The organism is Pseudomonas sp. 3B-A001-10F, from assembly GCF_056313565.1.
Map to the genome: position 1 here is coordinate 18,440 of NZ_JBQYFW010000026.1, position 23,873 is coordinate 42,312.

The window sequence follows — 23,873 nt, forward strand, 5'->3', positions numbered from 1 at the left end:
CGGTTGCCGCGCTTAGTTGACATCAGCCTTGGTTGCCGCTCGCTCTTTGGCAACCAGTTGGTCAGCCAGTTTCAGCGCCTGCTCGGCACCACCGGCAGAGCCGATGTCAAAGCGGTACTTGCCGTTGACGATCATGGTTGGCACGCCAGTGATTTCGTACTTCTTGGCCAGTTCACGGGCCTTGACGATCTGGCCTTTGATGGCGAACGAGTCGAAGGTGGCGAGGAACTTGTCCTTGTCCACGCCTTGAGTGGCGAGGAAGTCAGCCATGTCGTTCTTGTCGGTCAGCTTCTTGTGTTCTTTCTGGATTGCGTTGAACACGGCGTTGTGAACCTTGTGCTCGACACCCATCGCTTCCAGGGTCAGGAACATCTGGCCGTGAGCGTCCCACGGGCCGCCGAACATCGCCGGGATACGCACGAAGTTGACGTCGGATGGCAGTTTTTCAACCCACGGGTTGATCACCGGTTCAAACGCGTAGCAGTGCGGGCAGCCGTACCAGAACAGCTCGACCACTTCGATCTTGCCAGGCTCTGCAACCGGTACCGGGTTGGCCAGTTCCACGTAAGGGGCGGCTGGGGCTTCGGCGGCTTGAGCGGTCACGCCGAACAGGCTGGCAGCGACGAGGGCGGCGCTGATGATCAGATTACGCATGCTTTACTCCTGGACAATTTGGGTCGCCTCGCGCGACCTGTTTTCAGACAGATCCTGGCGGGCATGAGTTCTGTAGTGTAACGGCAGCGGCCACAAAAAAGGGCGGCCAAAGCCACCCTTTTTATACTTGCTGCGACGGATTAATCGAGCGTTAACGTTGCACGAGATCTATCGCTGCCAAATGCTCTTAGTGCAGACCTTGAATGTAGCTGGAGACCGCAGCAATATCTTCGTCGCTCAGGCGCTTGGCGATGGTCTGCATGGTCATGGTGTCGCCGTCGTTGGTGCGGCCACCTTCTTCCTTGCGGAAATCGGTCAGCTGCTTGGCGATGTATTGAGCGTGTTGGCCACCCAGTTGCGGGAACCCGGCGGCGGCGTTGCCAGCGCCATTCGGCGAATGGCAGCCAGTGCAGGCTGGCAGGCCCTTGGCCAGGTTGCCGCCACGGAACAGCGCTTCACCGCGAGCGACGATCTTCGGATCGGCGGCGCCGACGCTGCCTTTCTGGCTGGCGAAGTAGGCGGCGATGTCGGCCAGGTCCTGATCGCTCAGGTTGGTCAGCAAGCCGGTCATTTCCAGAACGGTGCGTTTGCCCGACTTGATGTCGTGCAGTTGCTTGGTCAGGTAGCGTTCACCTTGACCGGCCAGTTTCGGAAAGTTTGGCGCCATGCTGTTCCCGTCCGGGCCATGACAGGCTCCGCATACGGCGGCTTTTGCCTGGCCTGCTGCGGCATCACCGGCAGCATGGGCGAAGCCTGAGATTCCCACGGTCAACAGCAGACTCACGATCAATTTGTTCATCAGCTAATCCAACTACGGCTAAGGGTTAAGTTATGGACCGGGTTTACTCGCTCATCCACAGGATGATGGCTTGGTAATCCTCGGCACTGCAGTCCATGCACAAACCACGCGGCGGCATCGCCTTGAAACCCTGGGTCACGTGTTGCACCAGCGTCTCCATACCTTTCGCCAACCTCGGCGTCCAAGCTTCCTGATCGCCTCTTTCGGGCGCCATGGGTAGTTGGCCGGAATGACAGGCACCACAAACACGGTTGTACACAGCTTCCGGATCCTGTGTAGCCTGTGCGCTGTAAAGCGGCATCAAGACTCCGGCAGCCAGCAGCCATTTCGTCATAAAACGACCTTTTCAGGGTTGAGAGCGTTCTGCGTTCTAATGCGCAATCAAGGTCTGTCGCTCTCGTGAACTTCATCCTACGCTGGGACAAAGCACACACAAAATCTGCGGCATTATATACTGGCGTCACTGAAACGGAAGCGACACCGCGTTCCGCGCCCAATCCCGGCGCCGCCCACATCGGAAATCCCATGCAACTCAAGAATCCCATCCTCGGCCTGTGCCAACAGTCCACGTTCATGCTCAGTGCCGCCAAAGTCGATCAATGCCCTGACGACGAAGGCTTCGAAGTAGCGTTCGCCGGTCGTTCCAACGCCGGCAAATCCAGCGCGCTGAACACTTTGACTCACGCCAGCCTGGCGCGTACCTCGAAAACCCCGGGTCGCACACAGCTGTTGAACTTCTTCAAGCTAGACGAAGATCGCCGTCTGGTCGACCTGCCGGGCTACGGTTACGCAAAAGTACCGATCCCGCTGAAGATGCACTGGCAGCGTCACCTTGAGGCTTACCTCGGTGGCCGCGAGAGTTTGAAGGGTTTGATTCTGATGATGGACATCCGTCATCCAATGACCGACTTCGACCTGCTGATGCTCGACTGGGCCGTTGCGGCCGGCATGCCGATGCACATCCTGCTGACCAAGGCCGACAAACTGACCTACGGCGCAGCCAAGAACACCCTGCTCAAAGTGCAGTCGGAAATCCGCAAGGGTTGGGGCGACCTGGTCACCATCCAGCTGTTCTCCGCGCCAAAACGCATGGGCCTGGAAGAGGCCTACACTGTACTGGCCGGCTGGATGGAACTGGCAGACAAAAGCGCCGAGGCGGCAGCCGAGTAAGTCGGGATTGGGAAAAATTGGTTGTAGTGTGGTCAGGCAAGGCAAAGGTGATGCTCAAAAGCGGAGTTTAGGGGATCTAAATGAGCATTTTGAGTAGCGCCTTTAACGCAGCATGGCCGCGCTACAGCCGATTTTTGGGCAAAAAAAGCCCCGGATTTCATTGGGGAGGGAGAAATTCCGGGGTTTAAGTTCCGAACCGCTAGGGCGGGGTTCAGATATCTGCCAACACTTAACACAACATAGGAGCATCGAAGGGCTTCACCAGCCATTCAGTAACTCTGAGTGGTGTCCTTCCAGATTAGTTCAGATTTTTTTCAAAAAGCTTTGGAATAATCCCAAGCGCTTTTCGAAATAAGCAGGTTTTACTGGCGTTGCCGCGACAAAAGGTCGCGGCAAACCGTGTTCAAAAGCCTTAGTGAGCCTCATCCCAATTGTTGCCCACACCCACTTCGACCAGCAGCGGCACATCCAGTTTCGCCGCCTCGCTCATGTGCACGCGAATCTCGGCACTGACTTGTTCGACCAGATCCTCACGAACCTCCAGCACCAGTTCATCGTGCACCTGCAGGATGACTTTGGCGTCCAGCCCGGATGTCGCCAGCCAGTTATCCACCGCCACCATGGCTTTCTTGATGATGTCGGCAGCCGTGCCCTGCATCGGCGCGTTGATCGCTGTGCGCTCGGCAGCGGCGCGTTCCTGCGGCTTGTTAGAGTTGATCTCCGGCAGGTACAGACGACGACCGAAAAACGTCTCGACATAACCCTGATCCGCTGCCTGCGCGCGGGTGCGATCCATGTATTCGCGAACCCCCGGATAACGGGCGAAGTAGGTATCGATGTAAGCCTTGGCGGTCTTGGTATCGACGCCGATGTCCTTGCCGAGCTTCTGCGCGCCCATGCCGTAGATCAGGCCAAAGTTGATCGCCTTGGCGCCACGGCGCTGGGCGGAGGTCACTTCGTTGAGTTCGACCTTGAACACTTCGGCAGCGGTGGCGGTGTGCACGTCCAGATTGTTGCGGAAGGCATTCATCAGGCCTTCGTCCTTGGACAGGTGCGCCATGATCCGCAGTTCGATCTGCGAATAGTCCGCCGCCAGCAGTTTGTAGCCCTTTGGCGCGACGAACGCCTGACGAATGCGTCGACCTTCAGCGGTGCGCACCGGGATGTTCTGCAGGTTTGGATCGCTGGAGGACAAGCGACCGGTCGACGCCACAGCCTGATGATACGAGGTGTGGACACGCCCGGTGCGCGGATTGATCTGCTCCGGCAGGCGATCGGTGTAGGTGCTTTTCAGCTTGCTCATCGAGCGGTGCTCCATCAGCACCTTCGGCAAGCGGTGATCGTCTTCAGCGAGTTTCGCCAACACTTCTTCAGCAGTGGACGGCTGACCCTTGGCGGTCTTCTTCAGTACCGGCAGGCCGAGTTTCTCGTAAAGAATCACGCCCAGTTGCTTCGGCGAGCCAAGATTGAATTCTTCCCCGGCGATCTCGAACGCTTCGCGCTCCAGCGCGACCATTTTGTTGCCCAGTTCGATGCTCTGAATGCCGAGCAACTCAGCGTCAACGAACGCGCCTTGGCGCTCGATGCGGGCGAGAACGGGCACCAGCGGAATCTCGATATCGGTCAAAACGCTGGCCAGACTCGGGATCGCGCTGAGTTTTTCGAACAGCGTCTGGTGCAGGCGCAGGGTGATATCAGCGTCTTCAGCGGCGTACGGCCCGGCCTGTTCCAGCGCAATCTGGTCAAAGGTCAGCTGCTTGGCACCTTTGCCGGCGATGTCCTGGAAACTCACGGTGGTGTGATCCAGGTACTTCTGCGCGAGGCTGTCCATGTCGTGGCGGGTGGCGGTGGAGTTGAGCACGTAGGACTCAAGCATTGTGTCGAAGGCGATGCCGCGCACGTTGATGCCTTGGCTCTGATCGCCGCCGATGGCGCAGTTGGCCAGAATATTCATATCGAACTTGGCGTGCTGGCCGACCTTGAGCTTGCTCGGGTCTTCGAGAATCGGCTTGAGTGCGCGCAGCACGGTGTCGCGATCCAGCTGTTCCGGCACGCCGATGTAGGAGTGGGTCAGCGGAATGTACGCGGCTTCGTTGGCCTGCACGGCGAACGACAGGCCGACCAGTTGCGCCTGCTGCGCGTCGATGCCGGTGGTTTCGGTGTCGAAGGCGAACAGCTTGGCGTTGTTGAGTTTTTCCAGCCAGACGTCAAACCGTGCCTGATCGAGAATGGTTTCGTACGCAGCTTCGGCGGGAGCGGCAGGCGCTTCTTCCGCTGGTGCGCTGAACAGATCGCCGGCCAGCGAAGGTTCGCTGGCTGCGCTCAGTTCCAGACGTTTGGCGTCGCGATCGAGATCGTTGATCCAGCTTTTGAATTCCAGCAGCGAGTACAGTTCGTAGAGCTTGGCCGGGTCTTCGGCGCCCATCTGCAGATCATCGAGTTCGACGTCCAGCGGCACGTCGACCTTGATGGTCGCCAGTTGATAGGAGAGGAACGCCATCTCCTTGTGCTCTTCGAGCTTGGCCGGCAGGGTTTTCGCGCCGCGAATCGGCAGGGTCGGGACGATGTCGAGATTGGCGTACAGTTCGGTGAGGCCGCCGTTGACGCCGACCAACAGGCCGGACGCAGTCTTCGGGCCGATGCCGGGAACGCCCGGAATGTTGTCGGACGAATCGCCCATCAGCGCCAGATAATCGATGATCTGCTCCGGAGCGACGCCGAATTTCTCCTTAACGCCCTCCACGTCCATCGAGCTACCGGACATGGTGTTGACCAAAGTAATGTGGCCATCGACCAGTTGCGCCATGTCCTTGTCGCCGGTGGAGATGATCACCGGGCGATCCGCCGCCGCGCTGCTGCGCGCCAGGGTGCCGATCACATCGTCAGCCTCGACGCCTTCCACGCACAGCAGCGGGAAACCGAGGGCGATCACGCTCTGGTGCAGCGGCTCGATCTGCACGCGCATGTCGTCGGGCATGCTCGGGCGATTGGCTTTGTATTCGGCGTACATTTCATCGCGAAATGTCCCGCCCTTGGCGTCGAACACCACGGCGAACGGGCTGTCCGGGTACTGCTTGCGCAGACTCTTGAGCATGTTCAGCACGCCTTTGACCGCACCGGTCGGCAGGCCTTTGGAGGTGGTCAGTGGTGGCAGCGCGTGAAACGCGCGGTACAGGTAAGACGAACCGTCCACCAGGACGAGGGGGGCTTGGCTCATGAGCAGGATCAACCTTTTCGGCGGGTCCGGCGCTAGAATAGCGGGACCGTTGACGACAAAGGGACAAGGTTATCATGCGTACGTTAAATCGCTTGCTGCTGGTCGGTCTGATTGCTGCCTCACCGTTGGCCGCGATGGCGGCGGATGATGCGCCCGCGTCGGAGCCGGAAGTTACTATCAACACGCACACGGAAGGCGACAAGGTTATCCAGGAATACAGTCGCAGTGGTTTCGTCTATGCGATCAAGGTCACTCCGAAGGGTGGCAAACCGTATTTCCTGGTGCGCGCCGATGGTACGGACGCGAACTACATTCGCTCCGACCAGCCGGATATGCTGATTCCGTCGTGGGAAATCTTTACCTGGAAGTAAGTTTCCCGACTTTTAATCGGCGTCGCCTGACCGCGACGCCTGAACTGAGCAGTTTTTGACCATGTCTGTGTTCACTCCCCTGGCTCGGCCCGAGCTGGAAACCTTTCTCGCCCCTTACGGGCTTGGCCGTCTGCTTGATTTCCAGGGGATCGCCGCCGGCAGCGAAAACACCAATTTCTTTATCAGCCTGGAGCAGGGCGAATTCGTCCTGACTCTGGTCGAGCGCGGCCCGGTGCAGGAGATGCCGTTTTTCATCGACCTGCTCGATGTGCTCCACGAAGCCGATCTGCCGGTGCCGTACGCGCTGCGCACCACTGACGGCGTGGCATTGCGTGAGCTGAAGGGCAAACCGGCGCTGCTGCAACCGCGGCTGTCCGGCAAGCACATCAAAGTCGCCAATGCTCAGCATTGCGCGCAGGTCGGCGAGTTGCAGGCGCATCTGCATCTGGCGACCCAGGGCGAGCGCATGATCAAGCGCAAGACTGATCGTGGCCTCGACTGGATGCTGGAGGAGGGCAACGAGTTGCTCTCGCACCTGAGCGATGAGCCGCGTGCCTTGCTGCAAAAGGCGCTGGATGAAATCACCGAGCGCAAAGAGAAGATCCTCGCGCTGCCTCGGGCCAACATTCACGCCGACCTGTTTCGCGACAACGCTATGTTCGAAGGCACGCACCTGACCGGGCTGATCGACTTCTACAACGCCTGCTCGGGGCCGATGCTGTATGACGTGGCGATTGCGTTGAACGACTGGTGTTCGGACGAGGACGGTCTGATCGATGGGCCGCGAGCCCGCGCATTCCTTGGTTCCTATGCGGCGCTGCGACCGTTTACGGCGGCGGAGGCCGAGTTGTGGCCGACCATGCTGCGCGTGGCCTGCGTGCGGTTCTGGCTGTCGCGGTTGATCGCGGCGGAGCAGTTTGCCGGGCAGGATGTGTTGATTCACGATCCCAAGGAGTTTGAGCAGCGCTTGGCGCAGCGGCAGCAGGTTCACACACCGTTACCTTTCGCCCTTTAAAAGCATCGCGAGCAGGCTCACTCCTACAGGGGTTAGGTGATCTCTTGTAGGAGTGAGCCTGCTCGCGATTGAGGCGAAGCCGAATCAGCCTTAAAGCGATTCCAGGCAGCCCGCCATATCGTTACCCAACTTCTCCAGCACTTGCTCATAGCCCTGAGCCGTAGCCGGGGTGTACCCGCCCAACGCGTCCAGCTCCGCCAGTTTCACCGGCAAACCTGCAACCAAGGTTTCGGCCAAACGCGGCCGCAACGGCGGCTCACTGAACACACACGTCTTGCCGACTTCCTGCAAGCGCTTGCGCATCGCCGCGACATGTTGCGCGCCCGGCTGCACTTCGGCGGCCACGCTGAACACGCCGGCATGCTTCAGGCCGTAAGCCTCTTCAAAGTAATCAAACGCCTCGTGAAAGACGAAGTACGGCTTGCCTTCAACGCTGGCCAGACGCTTCTTCAAACGCTGATCCAATGCGTCCAGACGCTCATCAAACGCCTTGGCATTGCTCTGATAACGCTCAGCATTCGCCGGATCAACGGCGCTGAGGTCAGCGGCCATCTTGTCGGCAATCACCCGCGCATTGACCGGCGACAACCACAAATGCGCATCGAGCGTGCCAGGACGGTGATCGTGATCATGCTCGTCAGCCTCTTCGGCGTGGGAGTGGCTGTCCTCAGCGAAACGCCGCAGTTTCATTCCTGGCAGATCCTGCACCGCGACGCTCGGCAGCGTCCGACCGTTCAACACGCGCGGCAGAAAGCCTTCCATGTCCGGGCCGATCCAGTAGAGCAGATCCACCGATTGCACCTTCCGTACGTCGGATGGCCGCAGGGCGTAATTGTGTGGCGAAGCACCCGGCGGCAGCAGCACTTCGGGAATCGCCACGCCGTCCTGCACGGCTGCTGCAATCAACTGCAACGGTTTGATGCTGGTGAGGACTTTGACCTCGGCCTGAGCCGAACCGATCAGCAGAAAACTGGCGACAAAAGCCACAAAAACAGAAAAAAGTCGGGACACGATGACCACTCAAGGAGGCGAGAACGGGTAACATAATAACGTCTCTATCAAAACTCGTCGCCGCCCATGCCTATTACACCGATTGCCAGCCGTCCCCACGACCACTCTCATTGCGTGCACAGTGCTTTGTCCGAGGCCGATACCTTGTGCGCCCAGAAAGGCTTGCGCCTGACCGCGTTGCGCCGCCGGGTGCTGGAATTGGTGTGGCAGAGCCACAAACCGCTGGGCGCCTACGACATTCTTGCCGTGTTGAGCGAGCAGGACGGCCGCCGCGCCGCGCCGCCGACCGTGTACCGCGCGCTGGATTTCCTTCTGGAAAACGGCCTGGTACACCGCATCTCCTCGCTCAACGCCTTCGTTGGCTGCGTACACCCGGAACACGCGCATCAGGGCCAATTCCTGATCTGCCGCGATTGCCACGCTGCTATCGAGCTTGAGCAAAAAGTGATCAGCGACGCGATCATCAACAGCGCCAAAGACGTTGGTTTCATCGTCGAAGCGCAGACCGTCGAAGTCGTCGGCCTGTGTTCCGGTTGCCAGGGGGCTTGATGAGCAATGCGCTGATCCGTCTGGAGCAGGTCGCCGTCACGTTTGCCGGGCAGGCTGTGCTGGACAACATTGAGCTGAGCGTCGAGCCGGGGCAGATCGTCACTCTGATCGGCCCCAACGGCGCCGGCAAGACCACGCTGGTGCGCGCCGTGCTCGGCTTGCTGAAACCTGACAGCGGCAGTGTCTGGCGCAAGCCGAAGCTACGCGTCGGTTACATGCCGCAAAAACTCCACGTCGATCCGACCTTGCCGTTGTCGGTGCTGCGCTTTCTGCGCCTGGTTCCGGGCGTTGACCGCCCGCGTGCGCTGGCTGCGCTGAAAGAAGTCGGCGCCGAACACGTCATCGATAGCCCGGTGCAAAGCGTTTCCGGCGGCGAAATGCAGCGCGTGCTGCTCGCTCGCGCGTTGTTGCGCGAGCCGGAATTGCTGGTGCTCGATGAACCGGTGCAGGGTGTCGACGTCGCCGGCCAAGCGGAGTTGTACAGCCTGATCACCCGTCTGCGCGATCGCCATGGCTGCGGCGTGTTGATGGTGTCCCACGATTTGCATCTGGTGATGAGCACCACCGACCAGGTGGTCTGCCTCAACCGTCATGTCTGCTGTTCCGGGCATCCCGAGCAGGTCAGCGGCGATCCTGCGTTCGTCGAGCTGTTCGGCAAGAACGCGCAGAGCCTGGCGGTTTATCACCACCATCACGACCACGCTCACGACCTGCATGGTTCGGTGGTCAAAGGGCCGGTTATTGGCCAACCTCACGTTCACGGAGACAACTGCAAGCATGGCTGATTTTCTGTTGTATGCCCTGCTTGCAGGTCTGGCGCTGGCGATCGTTGCAGGTCCGCTGGGTTCGTTTGTGGTCTGGCGGCGCATGGCCTATTTCGGCGACACCTTGTCCCACGCCGCGTTGCTGGGTGTGGCGCTGGGCTTTCTGCTGGATGTCAGCCCGACCGTTGCGGTGACCGTAGGCTGTCTGTTGCTGGCGGTGCTGCTGGTCACATTGCAACAGCGTCAACCGCTGGCGTCCGACACGTTGTTGGGAATTCTCGCACCGAGCACGCTCTCTCTCGGCTTGGTGGTACTAAGCTTCATGCATGAAGTGCGGATCGACCTGATGGCCTATCTGTTTGGCGACCTGCTGGCGATCAGCCCGACCGATCTGGCGTGGATCCTCGGTGGCAGCGCGGCTGTACTGGCATTGCTGGTGACACTGTGGCGGCCATTGCTGGCGATCACCGTGCACGAAGAGCTGGCCAAGGTTGAAGGTCTGCCGGTGGCGGGCCTGCGCATGGCGCTGATGCTGTTGATCGCGGTGGTGATCGCGGTGGCGATGAAAATCGTCGGAGTGTTGCTGATTACTTCACTGTTGATCATCCCGGCGGCTGCGGCACAGCGTCACGCCCGCTCGCCGGAGCAGATGGCACTGGGCGCAAGCCTGCTGGGCATGCTCGCCGTGTGTGGCGGGCTGGCGCTGTCGTGGTTCAAAGACACCCCGGCGGGGCCGTCTATCGTTGTGACGGCGGCCGCACTGTTTCTGTTGAGTTTTGTTCTGCCCCGTCGTGGGGTGTAGACTTGGCCGCTTTTTGCGCAAATAGAGAGTCGCAGGAATGAAGCCGTTCGCCTCCCGTTATCTGCTCCTTGTCGCATTTTCAGTGCTACTGGGCGCCTGCCAAAGCACGCCGCCGGTGGCCGAAGTCCCCGATGCGCGAGCTACGGCCATCGCACAGCTGGAGCAAAGCCTGGCCAGCAGCGAGCTGGCCACTGCCGAAGATCAGTTGGCCGCTTTGCAGAAAGAAACCCCCAACGATCAATCCCTTGAGCAATACCAGCGGCAATTGGCCGAAGCGTATCTGCGTCGCAGCCAGATCGTGCTGCAGAAGGGCGATGTGAATGCTGCCGCTACGGCGTTAAGCCGTGCCCGCGCGTTGATGCCGAAAGCGCCGGCGCTGACCGGTGGCGTCAACGGTGCCATTACTGAAGCGCGCAAGGCTGAGCTGGAAAAGGCTGAGGCTGCATTGCTGGCCGCCGAGGCCAAGCCGAAAGCCAAAGTGATTGATCCGACCGCTGAGAGCACTACGGTTGCGCTGAACATCACCGATAGCCGCAAACTTCGTCGTCAACTCGATGCGATCGCCGCTGATGTGGTGAATTATGACTGTGGGGTGACCATTCAGGCACCGCGCACCGATGACTATCCGTGGCTGGCGACTCTGCTGACCAAGCGGGTGAAGAAGTTGAACCCGGATTTTGATCTGAAGATCGTGAAACAGACCGTGCGCACAGTGCCGGCGCAGATGGTTCTGAGCCCGCGTAAACCCTAAGAAGCTTCGCGAGCAGGCTCGCTCCCACAGGGATCTCCAGTGAACACAAAATTCGTGTTTATAGGAGAACCCTTGTGGGAGCGAGCCTGCTCGCGAAAGCGGTCTTTCTATTCCCGAAGATCTTAAGCCGGAATGGCTTTCGCCTTAGGCTCCCGCGCCCAAACCCGATGCTGCCCGATCGCCGCAAAGAACGGCTTGGTCAACGCTGGCACATCCTTGCCCTGCAGCAATCCGTCATCCGCCTCCAGTTTCAGCAGATCCTGCAACTGCTTGGCCTCGCCGTGCAACGCAATCGCCTTCAGATGCTTGTACGCCTCCAGCAGGTAATGCAACGCCACGCCGTCGCCGCTCAACGCCTTCACCGACGCCGCGCCACCCGGCACGAACACCGCGTCAAAAATCACCGACGGCATGCCTTCCATCGACGCATCCACCGCCAGGGTTTTGCCGTCTGCGGTTTTCACCGGCGCAGAAGTCGGGCCGAGCAACTTGGCGTGCGCACCCTCAGCGGCCAACGCCTTCTTCATTGCATCAATCGCCGCACCATCGACGCCGTTGGCAGCAATAATCGCCACTTTTCGGGTTTTGATGTTTTCTGGCAGCAAATTAGCCTGACTCAATGACGGCGAGTGATCGAAAGACACCTTGCGCGCATCCACTGTGCCTTTGGTAGGCGCCGGCAAGCCCAGATTAGCCGCCACACGCTTGGCCAGTTCCAGATCGATGTTGGCGAGAATCTCGTTCACCTCCCGCGCGCGGATGAACTCGCGTTCAACCTTGCCCAGCTCGAAGCTATAGGCCGCGATGATGTGCTCCTTCTCGTGGTCGCTCATGCTGTTGAAGAACAACGTTGCCTGAGAGAAGTGATCGCTGAACGACTCGCTGCGCTGGCGGATCTTGTTCGCGTCGATGCGTTCCGGATAGCTCTCAAAGCCACCGTCCTGTGCGGCCGGCGGGGTTTCTTTCGGCCAGCCACCATCAATCGAGTTCGGCTCATACGAGGCGCGGCCCTTGTCGATCACCGTGCGGTGCTGCGCATCGCGCTGGCCATTGTGGAAAGGTGCCACCGGCCGGTTGATCGGCAACTCGTGAAAATTCGGCCCACCGAGTCGGCTGATTTGCGTGTCGGTGTAGGAAAACAGCCGACCTTGCAGCAGCGGGTCATTGGAGAAGTCGATGCCGGGCACGATGTGGCCAGGGCAGAACGCGACCTGCTCGGTCTCGGCAAAGAAGTTGTCGGGGTTGCGGTTCAGGGTCATTTTGCCGAGCGGCGTGATCGGCACGATTTCTTCGGGGATCAGCTTGGTCGGGTCGAGGATGTCGAAATCGAAGTCGTGCTCGTTTTCCTCCTCGATGATCTGTACGCCGAGTTCCCATTCCGGGTAATCGCCCATCTCGATCGCTTCCCAGAGGTCGCGACGGTGGTAGTCGGTGTCTTTACCGGCAAGCTTCTGCGCCTCGTCCCACACCAGCGAACAAGTGCCGGCGGTAGGGCGCCAGTGGAATTTGACGAAGCGCGATTTGCCCTCCGCGTTGATCAGACGGAAGGTGTGCACGCCGAAGCCCTGCATGCTGCGCAGGCTTTTCGGGATCGCCCGGTCAGACATCGCCCAGATGACCATGTGCGCCGATTCCGGGACCAGCGAAACGAAATCCCAGAAGGTATCGTGCGCCGAACCGCCAGTGGGGATTTCATTGTGCGGCTCGGGTTTCACCGCGTGGACGAAGTCGGGAAACTTGATCGCGTCCTGAATAAAGAACACCGGCATGTTGTTGCCGACCAGGTCGAAGTTGCCTTCATCGGTGAAGAACTTCACCGCGAAACCGCGTACGTCACGCACGGTGTCGCCGGAGCCACGCGGCCCCTGCACCGTGGAAAAGCGCACGAACACCGGTGTCTTTTTCCCCGGATCCTGTAGGAACCCGGCCTTGGTCAGCGTCGAATGGTTCTCGTAGGCCTGAAAGAAACCATGCGCCCCGGTGCCGCGTGCGTGGACGATGCGTTCCGGGATCCGCTCATGGTCAAAATGCGTGATCTTTTCCCGCATGATGAAGTCTTCAAGCAGCGACGGCCCACGCGGGCCGGCCTTGAGGGTGTTCTGGTTGTCGGCAATCTTCACACCTTGGTTGGTACGCAGCGCCTGGCCAGTGGCGTCGGAGCGGAATTTCTCCAGGCTGTCGAGTTTGGCGTTGGTGTTGGCACGATCCGGGGTATCGGTTCCGGCCATCTGGCTTTTGTCGGTCGTAGGCTTCTTGCTCATCAGTCGTAAACTCCTCGGTTGACCCCGATGCTGGCCGGGGACTCTTGAGTGGTTCCCGGGCACGGCACCCAGGGTTTTCAAGTCGCTTACTTAGTGACTGATGAGGCACTTGGGGCGTTCCTTTTTTATGACCTTTGATCTTGTTATTGCCAAATCGAAGGTTAATTGCGAAATAAATGCTAAGAACCTCTATACGGACAGGCTAAAATGCGCGCCCGGCTAACCGCTGATCCTTTTCTAACGCGCCCCACAAGGTTCGCTACGTGATCGAGTTTCAAAACGTCCATAAGACTTACCGCGTCGCCGGTAAGGATATTCCCGCGCTGCACCCGACCAGTCTCTCTATCGAGAACGGGCAAGTGTTCGGCCTGATCGGTCATTCCGGCGCGGGCAAAAGTACCCTGCTGCGTTTGATCAATCGCCTGGAGAACTCCAGCGGCGGCAAGATCATCGTCGACGGCGAAGAAGTCACCGCGCTGGACGCCAACGGCCTGCGCCGTTTCCGTCAGCAAGTCGGGATGATCTTCCAGCACTTCAACCTGCTCGCCTCCAAGACCGTGGCCGACAACGTTGCGTTGCCGCTGACCCTGGCCGGCGAACTGTCGGGCAGCGAGATCGACAAGCGCGTCGCCGAGTTGCTGGCGCGAGTCGGGCTGTCCGACCATGCCAAGAAGTATCCTGCGCAATTGTCCGGTGGCCAGAAGCAGCGCGTCGGCATCGCTCGCGCACTGGCAACCAAGCCGAAAATTCTGCTGTGCGACGAGGCCACCAGCGCCCTCGACCCGCAGACCACCGCATCGGTTCTGCAACTGCTGGCCGAGATCAACCGCGAGCTGAAACTGACCATCGTCCTGATCACCCACGAGATGGATGTGATCCGTCGCGTCTGCGACCAGGTGGCAGTGATGGACGCCGGCGTGATCGTCGAGCAAGGTTCGGTGGCCGATGTGTTCCTGCATCCAAAACACCCGACCACCAAGCGCTTCGTTCAGGAAAGCGAGCAGATCGACGAAAGCGAGCAACGTGATGACTTCGCTCACGTGCCGGGCCGTATCGTGCGTCTGACCTTCCAGGGCGAAGCGACCTACGCGCCGTTGCTCGGCACCGTCGCCCGGGAAACCGGCGTCGACTACAGCATCCTCGCCGGTCGTATCGACCGCATCAAAGACATTCCTTACGGGCAATTGACCCTCGCCGTCACCGGTGGCGACATGGAAGCGGCGTTCGCCCGCTTCACCGCCGCTGACGTTCACATGGAGGTATTGCGCTAATGGAAGACCTGATCAGTTTCTTCACCAATATCGACTGGTACGAAATCTGGCTGGCCACCGGTGACACCATGCTGATGCTCGGTGGTTCGCTGCTGTTCACCGTGTTGCTCGGCTTGCCGCTGGGCGTGTTGCTGTTCCTCTGCAGCCCGCGTCAGTTGCTGGAAAACCGTGGCCTCTACGCGTTCATGTCGCTGGCGGTGAACATCCTGCGTTCGCTGCCGTTCATTATTCTGTTGATCGTGATGATCCCGTTCACCGTGCTGATCACCGGCACGTCGCTGGGCGTGGCCGGTGCGATTCCGCCGTTGGTAGTCGGTGCCACACCGTTCTTCGCGCGTCTGGTGGAAACCGCGCTGCGTGAAGTCGATCGCGGCATCATCGAAGCGACCCAGTCGATGGGCGCGACCACGCGGCAGATCATCATGAACGCCCTGCTGCTGGAGGCCCGTCCGGGCATCTTCGCGGCGATTACGGTGACGGCGATTACACTGGTGTCCTACACGGCAATGGCCGGTGTGGTTGGCGCCGGTGGTCTGGGTGACCTGGCCATCCGCTTCGGCTACCAGCGTTTCCAGACCGACGTGATGATCGTCACCGTGGTGTTGCTGTTGATTCTGGTGCAAGTGCTGCAGATGGTGGGCGACCGTTTGGTCGTGCATTTCTCGCGCAAATAAGCGGTTTTGTATTGAACAGATGAGCCGGCCATTCGCTGGCAGGCGCCAGACGGGCGCCTCATAAGGAGTTAGCTGAATGAAAAAACTGATCGCTGCTTTTGCTGCCGTTGCAGCATTCTCGGCCCACGCCGAAACCCTGACCGTTGCCGCCACTCCAGTGCCGCACGCGGAAATCCTCGAGTTCGTGAAACCGGCGCTGGCCAAAGAAGGCGTGGATCTGAAGGTCAAGGTCTTCACCGACTACATTCAGCCGAACGTACAGGTCGCGGAAAAGCGTCTGGACGCCAACTTCTTCCAGCACCAGCCGTACCTCGATGAGTTCAACAAGGCCAAAGGCACCAGCCTGGTCGCCGTGACCGGTGTGCACCTGGAACCGCTGGGCGCTTACTCGAGCAAGCTCAAGGATCTGAAGGATCTGCCAAGCGGTGCCAACGTGGTGATCCCGAACGACGCCACCAACGGCGGCCGTGCCCTGTTGCTGCTGGCCAAGGCTGGCGTGATCACGCTGAAGGATCCGACCAACATCCTGTCGACCGTCAAAGACATCGCGACCAACCCGAAAGACCTGAAGATCCGTGAACTGGAAGCCGCGACCATCCCGCGCGTGCTGACCCAGGTCGATCTGGCGCTGATCAACACCAACTACGCGCTGGAAGCCAAGCTCGATCCGTCCAAGGATGCGCTGGTGATTGAAGGTAATGACTCGCCGTACGTGAACATCCTTGTGTCCCGCGCGGACAACAAGGACAGCGATGCGATGAAGAAACTTGCTGCTGCGCTGCACAGCCCGGAAGTGAAGCAATTCATTACCGAGAAGTACAAAGGCGCGGTATTGCCAGCGTTCTGATTTGGATGGCTGCAATGAAAAAGGGGACGCCATGTGCGTCCCCTTTTTTGTGTCTGGTGTTTGGCTTTAGAGCTGTTGTGGAGCAGCCCCTCACCCCAGCCCTCTCCCGGAGGGAGAGGGGGCCGACCGAGGTGTCTGGCGTCATACATCGACCTGAAAGATCCAGTCGATCATGGATTCGACACAGCACATCGACCTGAACGTTCTTGGCGATTGTGGATTCAGCACAGCGCTTACAGGTCGGCGTATTTCTTCACCATCCCCCATTCAGTCCCCTCTCCCTCTGGGCGGTCCGACGTTTCGGGAGGGTTAGGGTGAGGGGCTCTTGGCTTTTAAACTGTCACTTACGGTTAAGCATGACCGGGAGTTGCACAACCAATTTGGCATTGTTCAACGGCGCTCGAATAAACCCACGCTGCATGCCATCCGGCCCGATCACCGCCAGATTGCCGCTATGGTCCACCGTGTAATTCGGCTTACTCGTATCCGCCGGAATAAACGGAATACTCACCGCATTCGCCACCTTCTGCAGCTCTTCGATCGAATTCGGCGTCAGGCCAATGAACTGCGGATCAAAGTAGCCCAGATACTGCTTCAACTGCTTCGGGTTATCGCGGTTCGGGTCAACGCTGACCAGCACGATCTGCAACTTGTCCACAGCGTCCTTGGGCAGTTCACTCTTGATCTGTCGCAGTTGCGCCAGTGTGGTCGGGCAGATGTCCGGGCAGAAGGTGTAGCCGAAGAACAGCAGACTCCACTTACCCTTGAGCTCATTGATCGCCACCGGTTTGCCGTCCTGATCGGTCATCGTCACGTCCGGCAGATTGCGGCTCTGCGGCAGCAGAATAATGCCGGCGTCGATCAACGCAGTCGGGTCGCCCTGGCCCTTGCCGCTCAGCACTTTGTTGACGGTAAGTCCCAGGATCAGCGCGATCACGGCGACGAGGATGAAGACGGTTTTCTGGGTTCGAGTCATAGGTTCAACAGTAAGTAGTGGTCTACGAGCAGGGCAATGAACAGCAGAAACAAGTACCAAATAGAGTACTTGAAGGTGTTGATCGCCGCGTGCGGCCGAGTGCCACGGTACAGCACCACGGCCCATTGCAGAAACCTTGCGCCGAGGGCGAGGGCGCAAATCAGGTAGAGCATGCCGCTCATGTGAATCACGTAAGGCAGCAGACTCACCGCCAGCAGCGCGAAGGTGTAGAGCAGAATGTGCACCTTGGTGTAGTGCTCGCCGTGGGTGACCGGCAGCATCGGGATGTCGGCCTTGGCGTATTCCTCCTTGCGATGAATCGCCAGCGCCCAGAAGTGCGGTGGGGTCCAGGCGAAGATGATCAGCACCAGCAACAACGGTTCGGCGCTGACGTGGCCGGTGGCTGCGGTCCAGCCCAGTAATGGCGGGGCAGCACCGGCGAGGCCACCGATGACGATGTTCTGCGGCGTCGCGCGTTTGAGGAAACCGGTGTAGATCACTGCGTAACCGAGCAGCGAAGCCAGGGTCAGCCAAGCCGTCAGCGGGTTGGTGAAGGTCAGCAACAAGGCCTGCCCGAGCAGCGCCAGCACCAGTGCAAAGGTCAGCGCCGCCGCAGGCGACACCCGGCCTTCCGCCAATGGCCGTTTGTGTGTGCGCGCCATCACCGCATCGATGCGCCGATCGACCACATGGTTGACCGCCGCCGCGCCACCGGCACACAGGGCAATCCCCAGATTGCCGAACACCAGCACCGTCCACGGCACCCCGGCGCGGGTCGCGAGGAACATGCCAACCAGCGAGGTGATCAGCATCAGCACCACGACTTTCGGTTTGGTCAGCTCCAGATAATCACGCCAGATCGCCTGATGCGGGCGCTCGCCAATCAGAATCGCCACGGTGTTTCTCCTTTTATGGTGATAGGCGCGGCCGCGTGTTTGCGCGGGCTCAGGCGCCAGCGCGCGAGCACCGGTTGTTTGACCCGGACCAGGCTGGTGCGCGCGTGGTAATTGACCAGCACCATGGTCAGCAGCAACGCCGCGCCGCCAGCGTTATGCGCGACTGCCACCGGCAGGGGCAGATGGAACAGCACGTTGCTGATGCCGAGGGTGATCTGCGCCGCGAGGGCGATCAACACAAGACCGGCCAACCGCGTCATGCCAACCACTTTCAATTGCCAGGCGAGGCCGAGCAGCACCAGCGTCACCAGCAGCGCGCCGATACGATGAGTCAGGTGAATCGCCGTACGTGCATCGCTGTCGAGTTGTCCGCCGAGATAATTCGGGCCGATGTGTTGAGTCAGGTGAAAGCCATTGGCGAAATCTGCCGGTGGCAGCCATTGCCCGTGGCAGGTCGGGAAATCGATGCAGGCCACCGCCGCGTAGTTGGAACTGACCCAGCCACCCAGCGCGATCTGGCCAATCACCAACAACAATCCCGCTGTCGCCCAATACTGCAAACGCTTGGGCACGGTCAGTGCCGGCAGCACGCCGGACAGTCGCAAGGTCAGCAAAAACAGCAAACTCAACGTCGCAAAACCGCCGAGCAAATGCCCGGTGACCACTTGCGGCCAGAGTTTGAGCGTCACCGTCCACATGCCGAACGCCGCTTGCGCGAACACCACCGCGAGCAGAAACAACGGCAGCTTCAACGGCAGACCCGGATGACGACGGTTAACCCACGCGCGTCCGGCCAGAATCGAAATGAGCAGGCCGAGGGTGCCGGCGAAGTAGCGGTGGATCATCTCGTTCCAGCCCTTGTGCGCCTCCACTGGCGAGTCGGGGTAATGCAGTTCGGCATGGGCCAGTTGGGCTTCGCTTTTCGGCACGCTGATAAACCCGTAGCAGCCCGGCCAGTCCGGACAGCCGAGGCCGGCGTGGGTCAGGCGCGTGTAGGCGCCGAGCAGCACCACAATAAGTGCCAGCAGGGTGGCAAACAGCGCGAGGCGAAATCCAGGTTTGGCCATGACGATGCCCTTATCCGATGTTCGACAGTTTCAGCAGGTGCCGCAGGTCGTTGAGCAGATCCTTGCCTTTTACATTCGGCTCGTAACGCAGTACGAGATTGCCGTGAGGGTCGATGATCCACAGTTGCGGCGTGGCTTTGTCGCCGGTTGTCTTGCTGAACAGACCGGCGTCCAGCGGGTAGCGTTGCAGTTGCGGATATTCGCGGCTCAGCTTGGCGTCGTAATCAGCGCTCACCGGTTGCGCAGCAGCAAGGGCGTGGCTTGCGCGGCCGGCATCGCGACCGAGGCCGATCTGGATCTGTCGCGCCAGATACACCAGTTGCTGGCAGTCCACCGCGCAGTCTTTCGGTGCGGTGACCAGTATCTGCCAGCGCTCTTCCTCCGCTTGCACGCCGAGGTCGGCGCGGGTCTGGCCGTTGCCGATCAGTTCGCCGTGATAGCTGCGACCTTCTGGCACCCAGAACTGCAATTTGTACATGCCGGTGGCGAGCACCATCGGCCCGATCACGCCAAGCACAATCAGCAATAACTGAATGCGCCCGCGACGACGGGTGGCGGCAGGTTTCGCCTCAGACATGCTGGGTGGATTCATGGCCGTTCCCATGGTGTTTCTCCTTTGCGTTGTGCAAGCCAAAATAGACGTAGAGGCCGAGCAGGGCGGTGGCCATGGCGAACCACTGCACGGCGTAACCGAGGTGTTTTTCCGGGCCCATGGCGACCACCGGCCAATCGGCCTCGTAGCTGGCCGGGCCGGGTTCGGCGCGTAATTCGTAGGTAAAGCCGTCGCGCTCAAGGGTTTTCCACAGCTTGGCGGGTTCGACGGCAGTGATGGTTTGCGGCCAGGTGTTGCTGACCGGATCGGCATGAAGTTGAAAAGTGGCGCCGGGGGCGACGTAGACCCAGGCATCGACATTCAACGCTTCACTGGGCGTAGTGAATTGTGGGGGCACGCGGCGATCCGGCCACGGCAGCCAGCCGCGATTGATCAGCAGCCACAATCCGGTGCGTTGATCCTGAAAGGGTTGCAACAACTCGACGCCGACCTTGCCGTTACGCTGGCGGTTATCCAGCAGCAAACTGTGCGCAGCATCGAACTGACCGTGCAGATGCACGCGGCGATAAGCCGGATCAGCGCTATTGAGCAGTTCGCTGCTGGCCATCGGTTCGGCCGCGCGGCGTTCGGCGTAGCTGGTGAGCAGAGCGGTTTTCTCGGCACCCCGGCTCAATTGCCAGAAGCCTAGCGAAACCAGCAACGGCAGCAACAACGCCACCACCACGGTCGGTATCACGCCCGGGCGAAAGCGCTTCATGGCTGCGCCACAAAGTCAGTCGTTGCGATCGCTATACTCAACTGCATCGCCTGTCCCCCGGAGTTCTTCCCATGCTCAAAACAGCCATCGTCCTGATGCTGATTGCCACGGTGATCAGCCTGTTCAGCGGCCTGTTTTTCCTGGTCAAGGACGACAGCAGCTCGAATCGCCTGGTCATCGCCTTGAGTGTTCGGGTGGCATTGGCCGCTGCCACCGTCGGCTTGATCGCCTGGGGCTTTTACAGCGGCCAACTGGTCTCGCATGCGCCTTGGTAGCTCTGGTCCTCAGAGCACGTAAACGAAGATAAAGAGCCCGATCCACACCACGTCGACGAAGTGCCAATACCAGCTCGCCGCTTCGAAACCGAACTGGTGCTCGTTGTCGAAGTGGCCCTTCATGATGCGCATCAGCATCACAAACAGAATGATCGTGCCGATGGTCACGTGGGCGCCGTGGAAACCGGTGAGCATGAAGAACGTCGCGCCATAAATACCGGAACCGAGGGTCAGGCCCAGTTCGTGATAGGCGTGAATGTATTCCTCAGCCTGGAAACCGAGAAACGCGCAGCCGAGCAGCACGGTGATCGCCAGCCAGATTTTCAGCGCGCCGCGATGGCCCTTCTTCAAGGCATGGTGAGCGATGGTGATGGTCACACTGGAGCTGACCAGCAGGATTGTGTTGATCAGCGGCAGGCCCCACGGGCTGATGACGTCCTTGGGCGGCGGGAACAGTTTCGGATCCGGCGTGTGCAGCAGCGGCCAGGTGAACTGGAAGTTCGGCCACAGCATGTGCGCGATGCCTTTGGTGCCTTCACCGCCGAGTGCTGGTCCGGAAACGTGCCGCACATAAAACAGCGCGCCGAAGAAGGCAGCGAAGAACATCACCTCGGAGAAGATGAACCAACTCATGCCCCAGCGAAACGAGCGATCCAGCTGCGCGCTGTAAAGCCCCGCGCGGCTTTCCTTGATCACCGCCCCGAACCAGCCGAACAGCATGTACGCCAGCAACAGGCTGCCGACGAAAAAGATGTACGGGCCGTGGGATTCCGGGCGCGTCGCCTTCAGATCGTTGAACCAGACGGCCAGACCATAAACGGTGATGGCCATGCCGAAGGTGGCAATGATCGGCCATTTGCTTTGCGGCGGAACGTAATAATGCTCATGAGTTGCCATTTATTGTTCTCCTTATCGGGCACGCTCAACCGCCAGTGTTTACAGCCACCGGCGGATGTCGGGCGGTGATATCGAACAGCGTGTAGGACAGCGTCAGGTGCTTCACATCCTTGGGCATGTCGCGGTCAACAATGAAGCGCACCGGCATCTCGATCTGTTGACCGGGCTGCAGCACCTGCTGGGTAAAGCAAAAGCATTCGGTCTTGTGGAAATATGCCGCGGCGCTGCTCGGTGCGATGCTCGGCACGGCTTGCGCACTCATCGGTTTGTCGGTGGGGTTGCGCGCGATGAAGATCATCTCGTTGACCGCGCCGGGGTTGGCGGTGAGTTCGTCATGCTTGGGGTAAAAGTCCCACGGCATGTCGACGTTGTTGGTCGACAGAAACTGCACACGCACCTGGCGCGAAGTGTCGACCACCTGCTCACCCTCGTACTGCCCGGCGGTCTTGCCGTTGATGCCGAAGGCTTTGCACATCACGTCGTAGATCGGCACCAAGGCAAAACCGAAGACAAACATCGCCACCACCACGCCGAGCAGGCGGGTGACGAGTTTTTTCATCGAGATCGAATCAGCCATGGTTCATGCCTCCCCACCAAACCCTGTAGGAGTGAGCCTGCTCGCGATGGGTGCACCGCGGTGTGCCTGACACACCGCCATCGTGAGCAGGCTCACTCCTACAAAAGTCAGGCGTTTCATTTCACTTCCGGCGGTGTGGTGAAGGTGTGATAAGGCGCCGGTGACGGCACGCTCCACTCCAGACCTTCCGCACCATCCCAAGGCTTGGCCGGTGCTGGCGGACCGCCGCGAATGGTCTTGATCACGATGAACAGGAAGAAGATCTGCGTGGCACCGAACATGAACGCGCCAATCGACGAGACCATGTTGAAGTCGGCGAACTGCAGGTTGTAGTCCGGAATCCGCCGCGGCATCCCCGCAAGGCCGACGAAGTGCATCGGGAAGAAGGTCAGGTTCATGCCGACGAACGACAGCCAGAAATGCAGCTTGCCGAGGGTTTCGTCGTACATGTGACCGGTCCATTTCGGCAGCCAGTAGTAGGTCGAGGCGAAGATCCCGAAGATCGCCCCCGGCACCAGCACATAGTGGAAGTGCGCGACCACAAAGTAGGTGTCCTGATACTGGAAGTCCGCCGGGGCGATGGCCAGCATCAGTCCGGAGAAACCGCCGATGGAGAACAGGATCACGAACGCCACGGCAAACAGCATCGGCGTCTCGAAGGTCAGCGAGCCTTGCCACATGGTGCTGGCCCAGTTGAACACCTTCACCCCGGTTGGCACCGCGATCAACAGCGTCGCGTACATGAAGAACAGCTCGCCCACCAGCGGAATGCCGACCACGAACATGTGGTGCGCCCAGACAATGAACGACAGGAACGCAATGCTCGCCGTGGCGTAGACCATCGAGGTATAGCCGAACAGCGGCTTGCGCGAGAAGGTCGGAATGATCGAGCTGACCGCGCCGAAGGCCGGCAGGATCATGATGTACACCTCGGGATGCCCGAAGAACCAGAACACATGCTGGAACAGCACCGGGTCACCGCCACCGGCAGCACTGAAAAAACTGGTGCCGAAGTGGATGTCCATCAGCATCATCGTCACGCACCCGGCCAGCACCGGCATTACCGCGATCAGCAGGAACGCGGTGATCAGCCAGGTCCAGACGAACAGCGGCATTTTCATCAGGGTCATGCCGGGGGCGCGCAGGTTGAGGATGGTCGCGACCACGTTGATCGCGCCCATGATCGAACTGATCCCCATCAAGTGGATGGCGAAGATGAAGAAGGTCACGCTTTCCGGCGCGTAGGTCGTCGACAGCGGCGCATAGAACGTCCAGCCGAAGTTCGGCCCGCCACCGGGGGTGAACAGGGTCGACACGAGGATCAGGAACGCAGCCGGCAACAGCCAGAAACTGAAGTTGTTCATCCTTGGCAGGGCCATGTCCGGCGCGCCGATCATCAACGGGATCATCCAGTTGGCGAGGCCGACGAAGGCCGGCATCACCGCACCGAAGACCATCACCAGACCGTGCATGGTGGTCATCTGGTTGAAGAACGCCGGTTCGACGATCTGCAATCCGGGCTGGAACAGTTCGGCGCGAATCACCATCGCGAACGTGCCGCCGAGCAGGAACATGGAGAACGCAAACCACAGGTACAGCGTGCCGATGTCCTTGTGGTTGGTGGTCAGCACCCAGCGCATCAGGCCTTTGGCGGGGCCGTGGGCGTGGTCGGCATGACCATGGTCATCAATGACAGCGCTCATGGCCGGTCTCCTTTAC

25 protein-coding genes are annotated in these 23,873 nt (G+C 59.9%); 11 read left to right on the top strand and 14 right to left on the bottom strand.

Going from position 1 to position 23,873, the window contains the following annotated elements; translation table 11 throughout:
* Positions 1 to 12: 12 nt before the first annotated feature.
* From AC0ZWN_RS21100 to AC0ZWN_RS21110, 3 genes are all read right to left on the bottom strand, one after another.
* Entirely contained in the window at positions 13 to 654 is a 642-nt protein-coding gene (locus tag AC0ZWN_RS21100; RefSeq protein WP_476336385.1) for a thiol:disulfide interchange protein DsbA/DsbL, read from the bottom strand.
* A 187-nt stretch (positions 655 to 841) separates the two neighbouring features.
* On the bottom strand, positions 842 to 1,453 hold the full coding sequence (locus AC0ZWN_RS21105; protein WP_476336386.1) for a c-type cytochrome: 612 nt from the start codon (positions 1,451 to 1,453) through the stop codon (positions 842 to 844).
* 43 nt (positions 1,454 to 1,496) lie between these two features.
* Positions 1,497 to 1,787 carry a c-type cytochrome gene (locus AC0ZWN_RS21110; RefSeq protein WP_034152239.1) on the bottom strand — a complete coding sequence of 97 codons (291 nt, stop codon included), beginning with the start codon at positions 1,785 to 1,787 and terminating at the stop codon, positions 1,497 to 1,499.
* Between the two features lie 191 nt (positions 1,788 to 1,978).
* On the opposite strand from AC0ZWN_RS21110, the gene yihA reads away from it, so the two are divergent.
* A complete protein-coding gene (yihA, locus tag AC0ZWN_RS21115) occupies positions 1,979 to 2,623 on the top strand; it encodes a ribosome biogenesis GTP-binding protein YihA/YsxC (protein WP_099757622.1) in 645 nt (214 codons plus the stop codon).
* 412 nt (positions 2,624 to 3,035) lie between these two features.
* Here the strand turns inward: yihA and polA are convergent, their stop codons facing one another.
* Positions 3,036 to 5,840 (bottom strand): DNA polymerase I, encoded by a 2,805-nt coding sequence (gene polA, locus AC0ZWN_RS21120; RefSeq protein WP_476336388.1) that lies wholly within the window; start codon positions 5,838 to 5,840, stop codon positions 3,036 to 3,038.
* Positions 5,841 to 5,914: 74 nt separating this feature from the next.
* Between polA and AC0ZWN_RS21125 the strand changes: the two genes are divergently transcribed.
* Both AC0ZWN_RS21125 and AC0ZWN_RS21130 read left to right on the top strand, forming a co-directional pair.
* On the top strand, positions 5,915 to 6,211 hold the full coding sequence (locus AC0ZWN_RS21125; RefSeq protein ID WP_008081231.1) for a DUF2782 domain-containing protein: 297 nt from the start codon (positions 5,915 to 5,917) through the stop codon (positions 6,209 to 6,211).
* Positions 6,212 to 6,272: 61 nt separating this feature from the next.
* Positions 6,273 to 7,226: a homoserine kinase gene (locus AC0ZWN_RS21130; RefSeq protein WP_476336390.1), complete on the top strand. Its 954-nt coding sequence runs from the start codon at positions 6,273 to 6,275 to the stop codon at positions 7,224 to 7,226.
* 90 nt (positions 7,227 to 7,316) lie between these two features.
* Here the strand turns inward: AC0ZWN_RS21130 and AC0ZWN_RS21135 are convergent, their stop codons facing one another.
* Positions 7,317 to 8,237: a zinc ABC transporter substrate-binding protein gene (locus tag AC0ZWN_RS21135; protein ID WP_476336392.1), complete on the bottom strand. Its 921-nt coding sequence runs from the start codon at positions 8,235 to 8,237 to the stop codon at positions 7,317 to 7,319.
* Between the two features lie 66 nt (positions 8,238 to 8,303).
* Here AC0ZWN_RS21135 and AC0ZWN_RS21140 point away from each other — a divergent pair, with 66 nt between their 5' ends.
* From AC0ZWN_RS21140 to AC0ZWN_RS21155, 4 genes are read left to right on the top strand one after another with little or no spacing between them, the layout of a single operon-like run.
* The gene (locus AC0ZWN_RS21140) at positions 8,304 to 8,786 is read left to right on the top strand and encodes a Fur family transcriptional regulator (RefSeq protein ID WP_007911760.1); all 483 of its coding nucleotides are present in this window, start codon (positions 8,304 to 8,306) and stop codon (positions 8,784 to 8,786) included.
* Positions 8,786 to 9,571, top strand: coding sequence for a zinc ABC transporter ATP-binding protein ZnuC (gene znuC / locus AC0ZWN_RS21145; protein ID WP_007911759.1), 786 nt, complete (start codon positions 8,786 to 8,788; stop codon positions 9,569 to 9,571). Before AC0ZWN_RS21140 ends, znuC begins: the two co-directional genes overlap by 1 nt.
* On the top strand, positions 9,564 to 10,352 hold the full coding sequence (gene znuB / locus AC0ZWN_RS21150; RefSeq protein ID WP_093429502.1) for a zinc ABC transporter permease subunit ZnuB: 789 nt from the start codon (positions 9,564 to 9,566) through the stop codon (positions 10,350 to 10,352). The genes znuC and znuB overlap by 8 nt, the downstream gene beginning before the upstream one ends.
* A 37-nt stretch (positions 10,353 to 10,389) precedes the next feature.
* Positions 10,390 to 11,103: a PA5502 family lipoprotein gene (locus AC0ZWN_RS21155; protein ID WP_476336394.1), complete on the top strand. Its 714-nt coding sequence runs from the start codon at positions 10,390 to 10,392 to the stop codon at positions 11,101 to 11,103.
* A gap of 122 nt (positions 11,104 to 11,225) precedes the next feature.
* Here the strand turns inward: AC0ZWN_RS21155 and katE are convergent, their stop codons facing one another.
* On the bottom strand, positions 11,226 to 13,367 hold the full coding sequence (gene katE, locus AC0ZWN_RS21160; protein ID WP_476336431.1) for a catalase HPII: 2,142 nt from the start codon (positions 13,365 to 13,367) through the stop codon (positions 11,226 to 11,228).
* Positions 13,368 to 13,627: 260 nt separating this feature from the next.
* On the opposite strand from katE, the gene AC0ZWN_RS21165 reads away from it, so the two are divergent.
* From AC0ZWN_RS21165 to AC0ZWN_RS21175, 3 genes are all read left to right on the top strand, one after another.
* Entirely contained in the window at positions 13,628 to 14,635 is a 1,008-nt protein-coding gene (locus tag AC0ZWN_RS21165) for a methionine ABC transporter ATP-binding protein (protein ID WP_016986453.1), read from the top strand.
* Entirely contained in the window at positions 14,635 to 15,309 is a 675-nt protein-coding gene (locus AC0ZWN_RS21170) for a methionine ABC transporter permease (protein ID WP_476336395.1), read from the top strand. The genes AC0ZWN_RS21165 and AC0ZWN_RS21170 overlap by 1 nt, the downstream gene beginning before the upstream one ends.
* Positions 15,310 to 15,385: 76 nt before the next feature.
* Entirely contained in the window at positions 15,386 to 16,156 is a 771-nt protein-coding gene (locus AC0ZWN_RS21175; RefSeq protein WP_476336397.1) for a MetQ/NlpA family ABC transporter substrate-binding protein, read from the top strand.
* 340 nt (positions 16,157 to 16,496) lie between these two features.
* Here AC0ZWN_RS21175 and AC0ZWN_RS21180 read toward each other — a convergent pair whose 3' ends face one another.
* Genes AC0ZWN_RS21180 through AC0ZWN_RS21200 form a run of 5 tightly spaced genes read right to left on the bottom strand, consistent with a single transcriptional unit; the run spans position 16,497 to position 20,405 of the window.
* Positions 16,497 to 17,132: an SCO family protein gene (locus tag AC0ZWN_RS21180; RefSeq protein ID WP_476336398.1), complete on the bottom strand. Its 636-nt coding sequence runs from the start codon at positions 17,130 to 17,132 to the stop codon at positions 16,497 to 16,499.
* Complete coding sequence (gene cyoE / locus AC0ZWN_RS21185; protein ID WP_077575206.1) at positions 17,129 to 18,028, bottom strand: heme o synthase; 900 nt, start codon at positions 18,026 to 18,028, stop codon at positions 17,129 to 17,131. Before cyoE ends, AC0ZWN_RS21180 begins: the two co-directional genes overlap by 4 nt.
* A complete protein-coding gene (locus tag AC0ZWN_RS21190; RefSeq protein ID WP_016986459.1) occupies positions 18,016 to 19,095 on the bottom strand; it encodes a COX15/CtaA family protein in 1,080 nt (359 codons plus the stop codon). The genes cyoE and AC0ZWN_RS21190 overlap by 13 nt, the downstream gene beginning before the upstream one ends.
* 10 nt (positions 19,096 to 19,105) lie before the next feature.
* Positions 19,106 to 19,699: a hypothetical protein gene (locus AC0ZWN_RS21195; protein ID WP_476336399.1), complete on the bottom strand. Its 594-nt coding sequence runs from the start codon at positions 19,697 to 19,699 to the stop codon at positions 19,106 to 19,108.
* Positions 19,665 to 20,405 (bottom strand): SURF1 family protein, encoded by a 741-nt coding sequence (locus AC0ZWN_RS21200; protein ID WP_476336401.1) that lies wholly within the window; start codon positions 20,403 to 20,405, stop codon positions 19,665 to 19,667. Before AC0ZWN_RS21200 ends, AC0ZWN_RS21195 begins: the two co-directional genes overlap by 35 nt.
* A 71-nt stretch (positions 20,406 to 20,476) precedes the next feature.
* Between AC0ZWN_RS21200 and AC0ZWN_RS21205 the strand changes: the two genes are divergently transcribed.
* Positions 20,477 to 20,680 carry a twin transmembrane helix small protein gene (locus AC0ZWN_RS21205; protein WP_007911731.1) on the top strand — a complete coding sequence of 68 codons (204 nt, stop codon included), beginning with the start codon at positions 20,477 to 20,479 and terminating at the stop codon, positions 20,678 to 20,680.
* Between the two features lie 9 nt (positions 20,681 to 20,689).
* On the opposite strand, the gene AC0ZWN_RS21210 is transcribed toward AC0ZWN_RS21205, so the two are convergent.
* The 3 genes from AC0ZWN_RS21210 to ctaD form a co-directional block, all read right to left on the bottom strand.
* Positions 20,690 to 21,577 carry a cytochrome c oxidase subunit 3 gene (locus AC0ZWN_RS21210; protein WP_095049532.1) on the bottom strand — a complete coding sequence of 296 codons (888 nt, stop codon included), beginning with the start codon at positions 21,575 to 21,577 and terminating at the stop codon, positions 20,690 to 20,692.
* Positions 21,578 to 21,602: 25 nt separating this feature from the next.
* On the bottom strand, positions 21,603 to 22,154 hold the full coding sequence (locus AC0ZWN_RS21215) for a cytochrome c oxidase assembly protein (protein WP_456024753.1): 552 nt from the start codon (positions 22,152 to 22,154) through the stop codon (positions 21,603 to 21,605).
* A gap of 116 nt (positions 22,155 to 22,270) precedes the next feature.
* Complete coding sequence (gene ctaD, locus AC0ZWN_RS21220) at positions 22,271 to 23,857, bottom strand: cytochrome c oxidase subunit I (protein WP_007911725.1); 1,587 nt, start codon at positions 23,855 to 23,857, stop codon at positions 22,271 to 22,273.
* Positions 23,858 to 23,873: the final 16 nt, after the last annotated feature.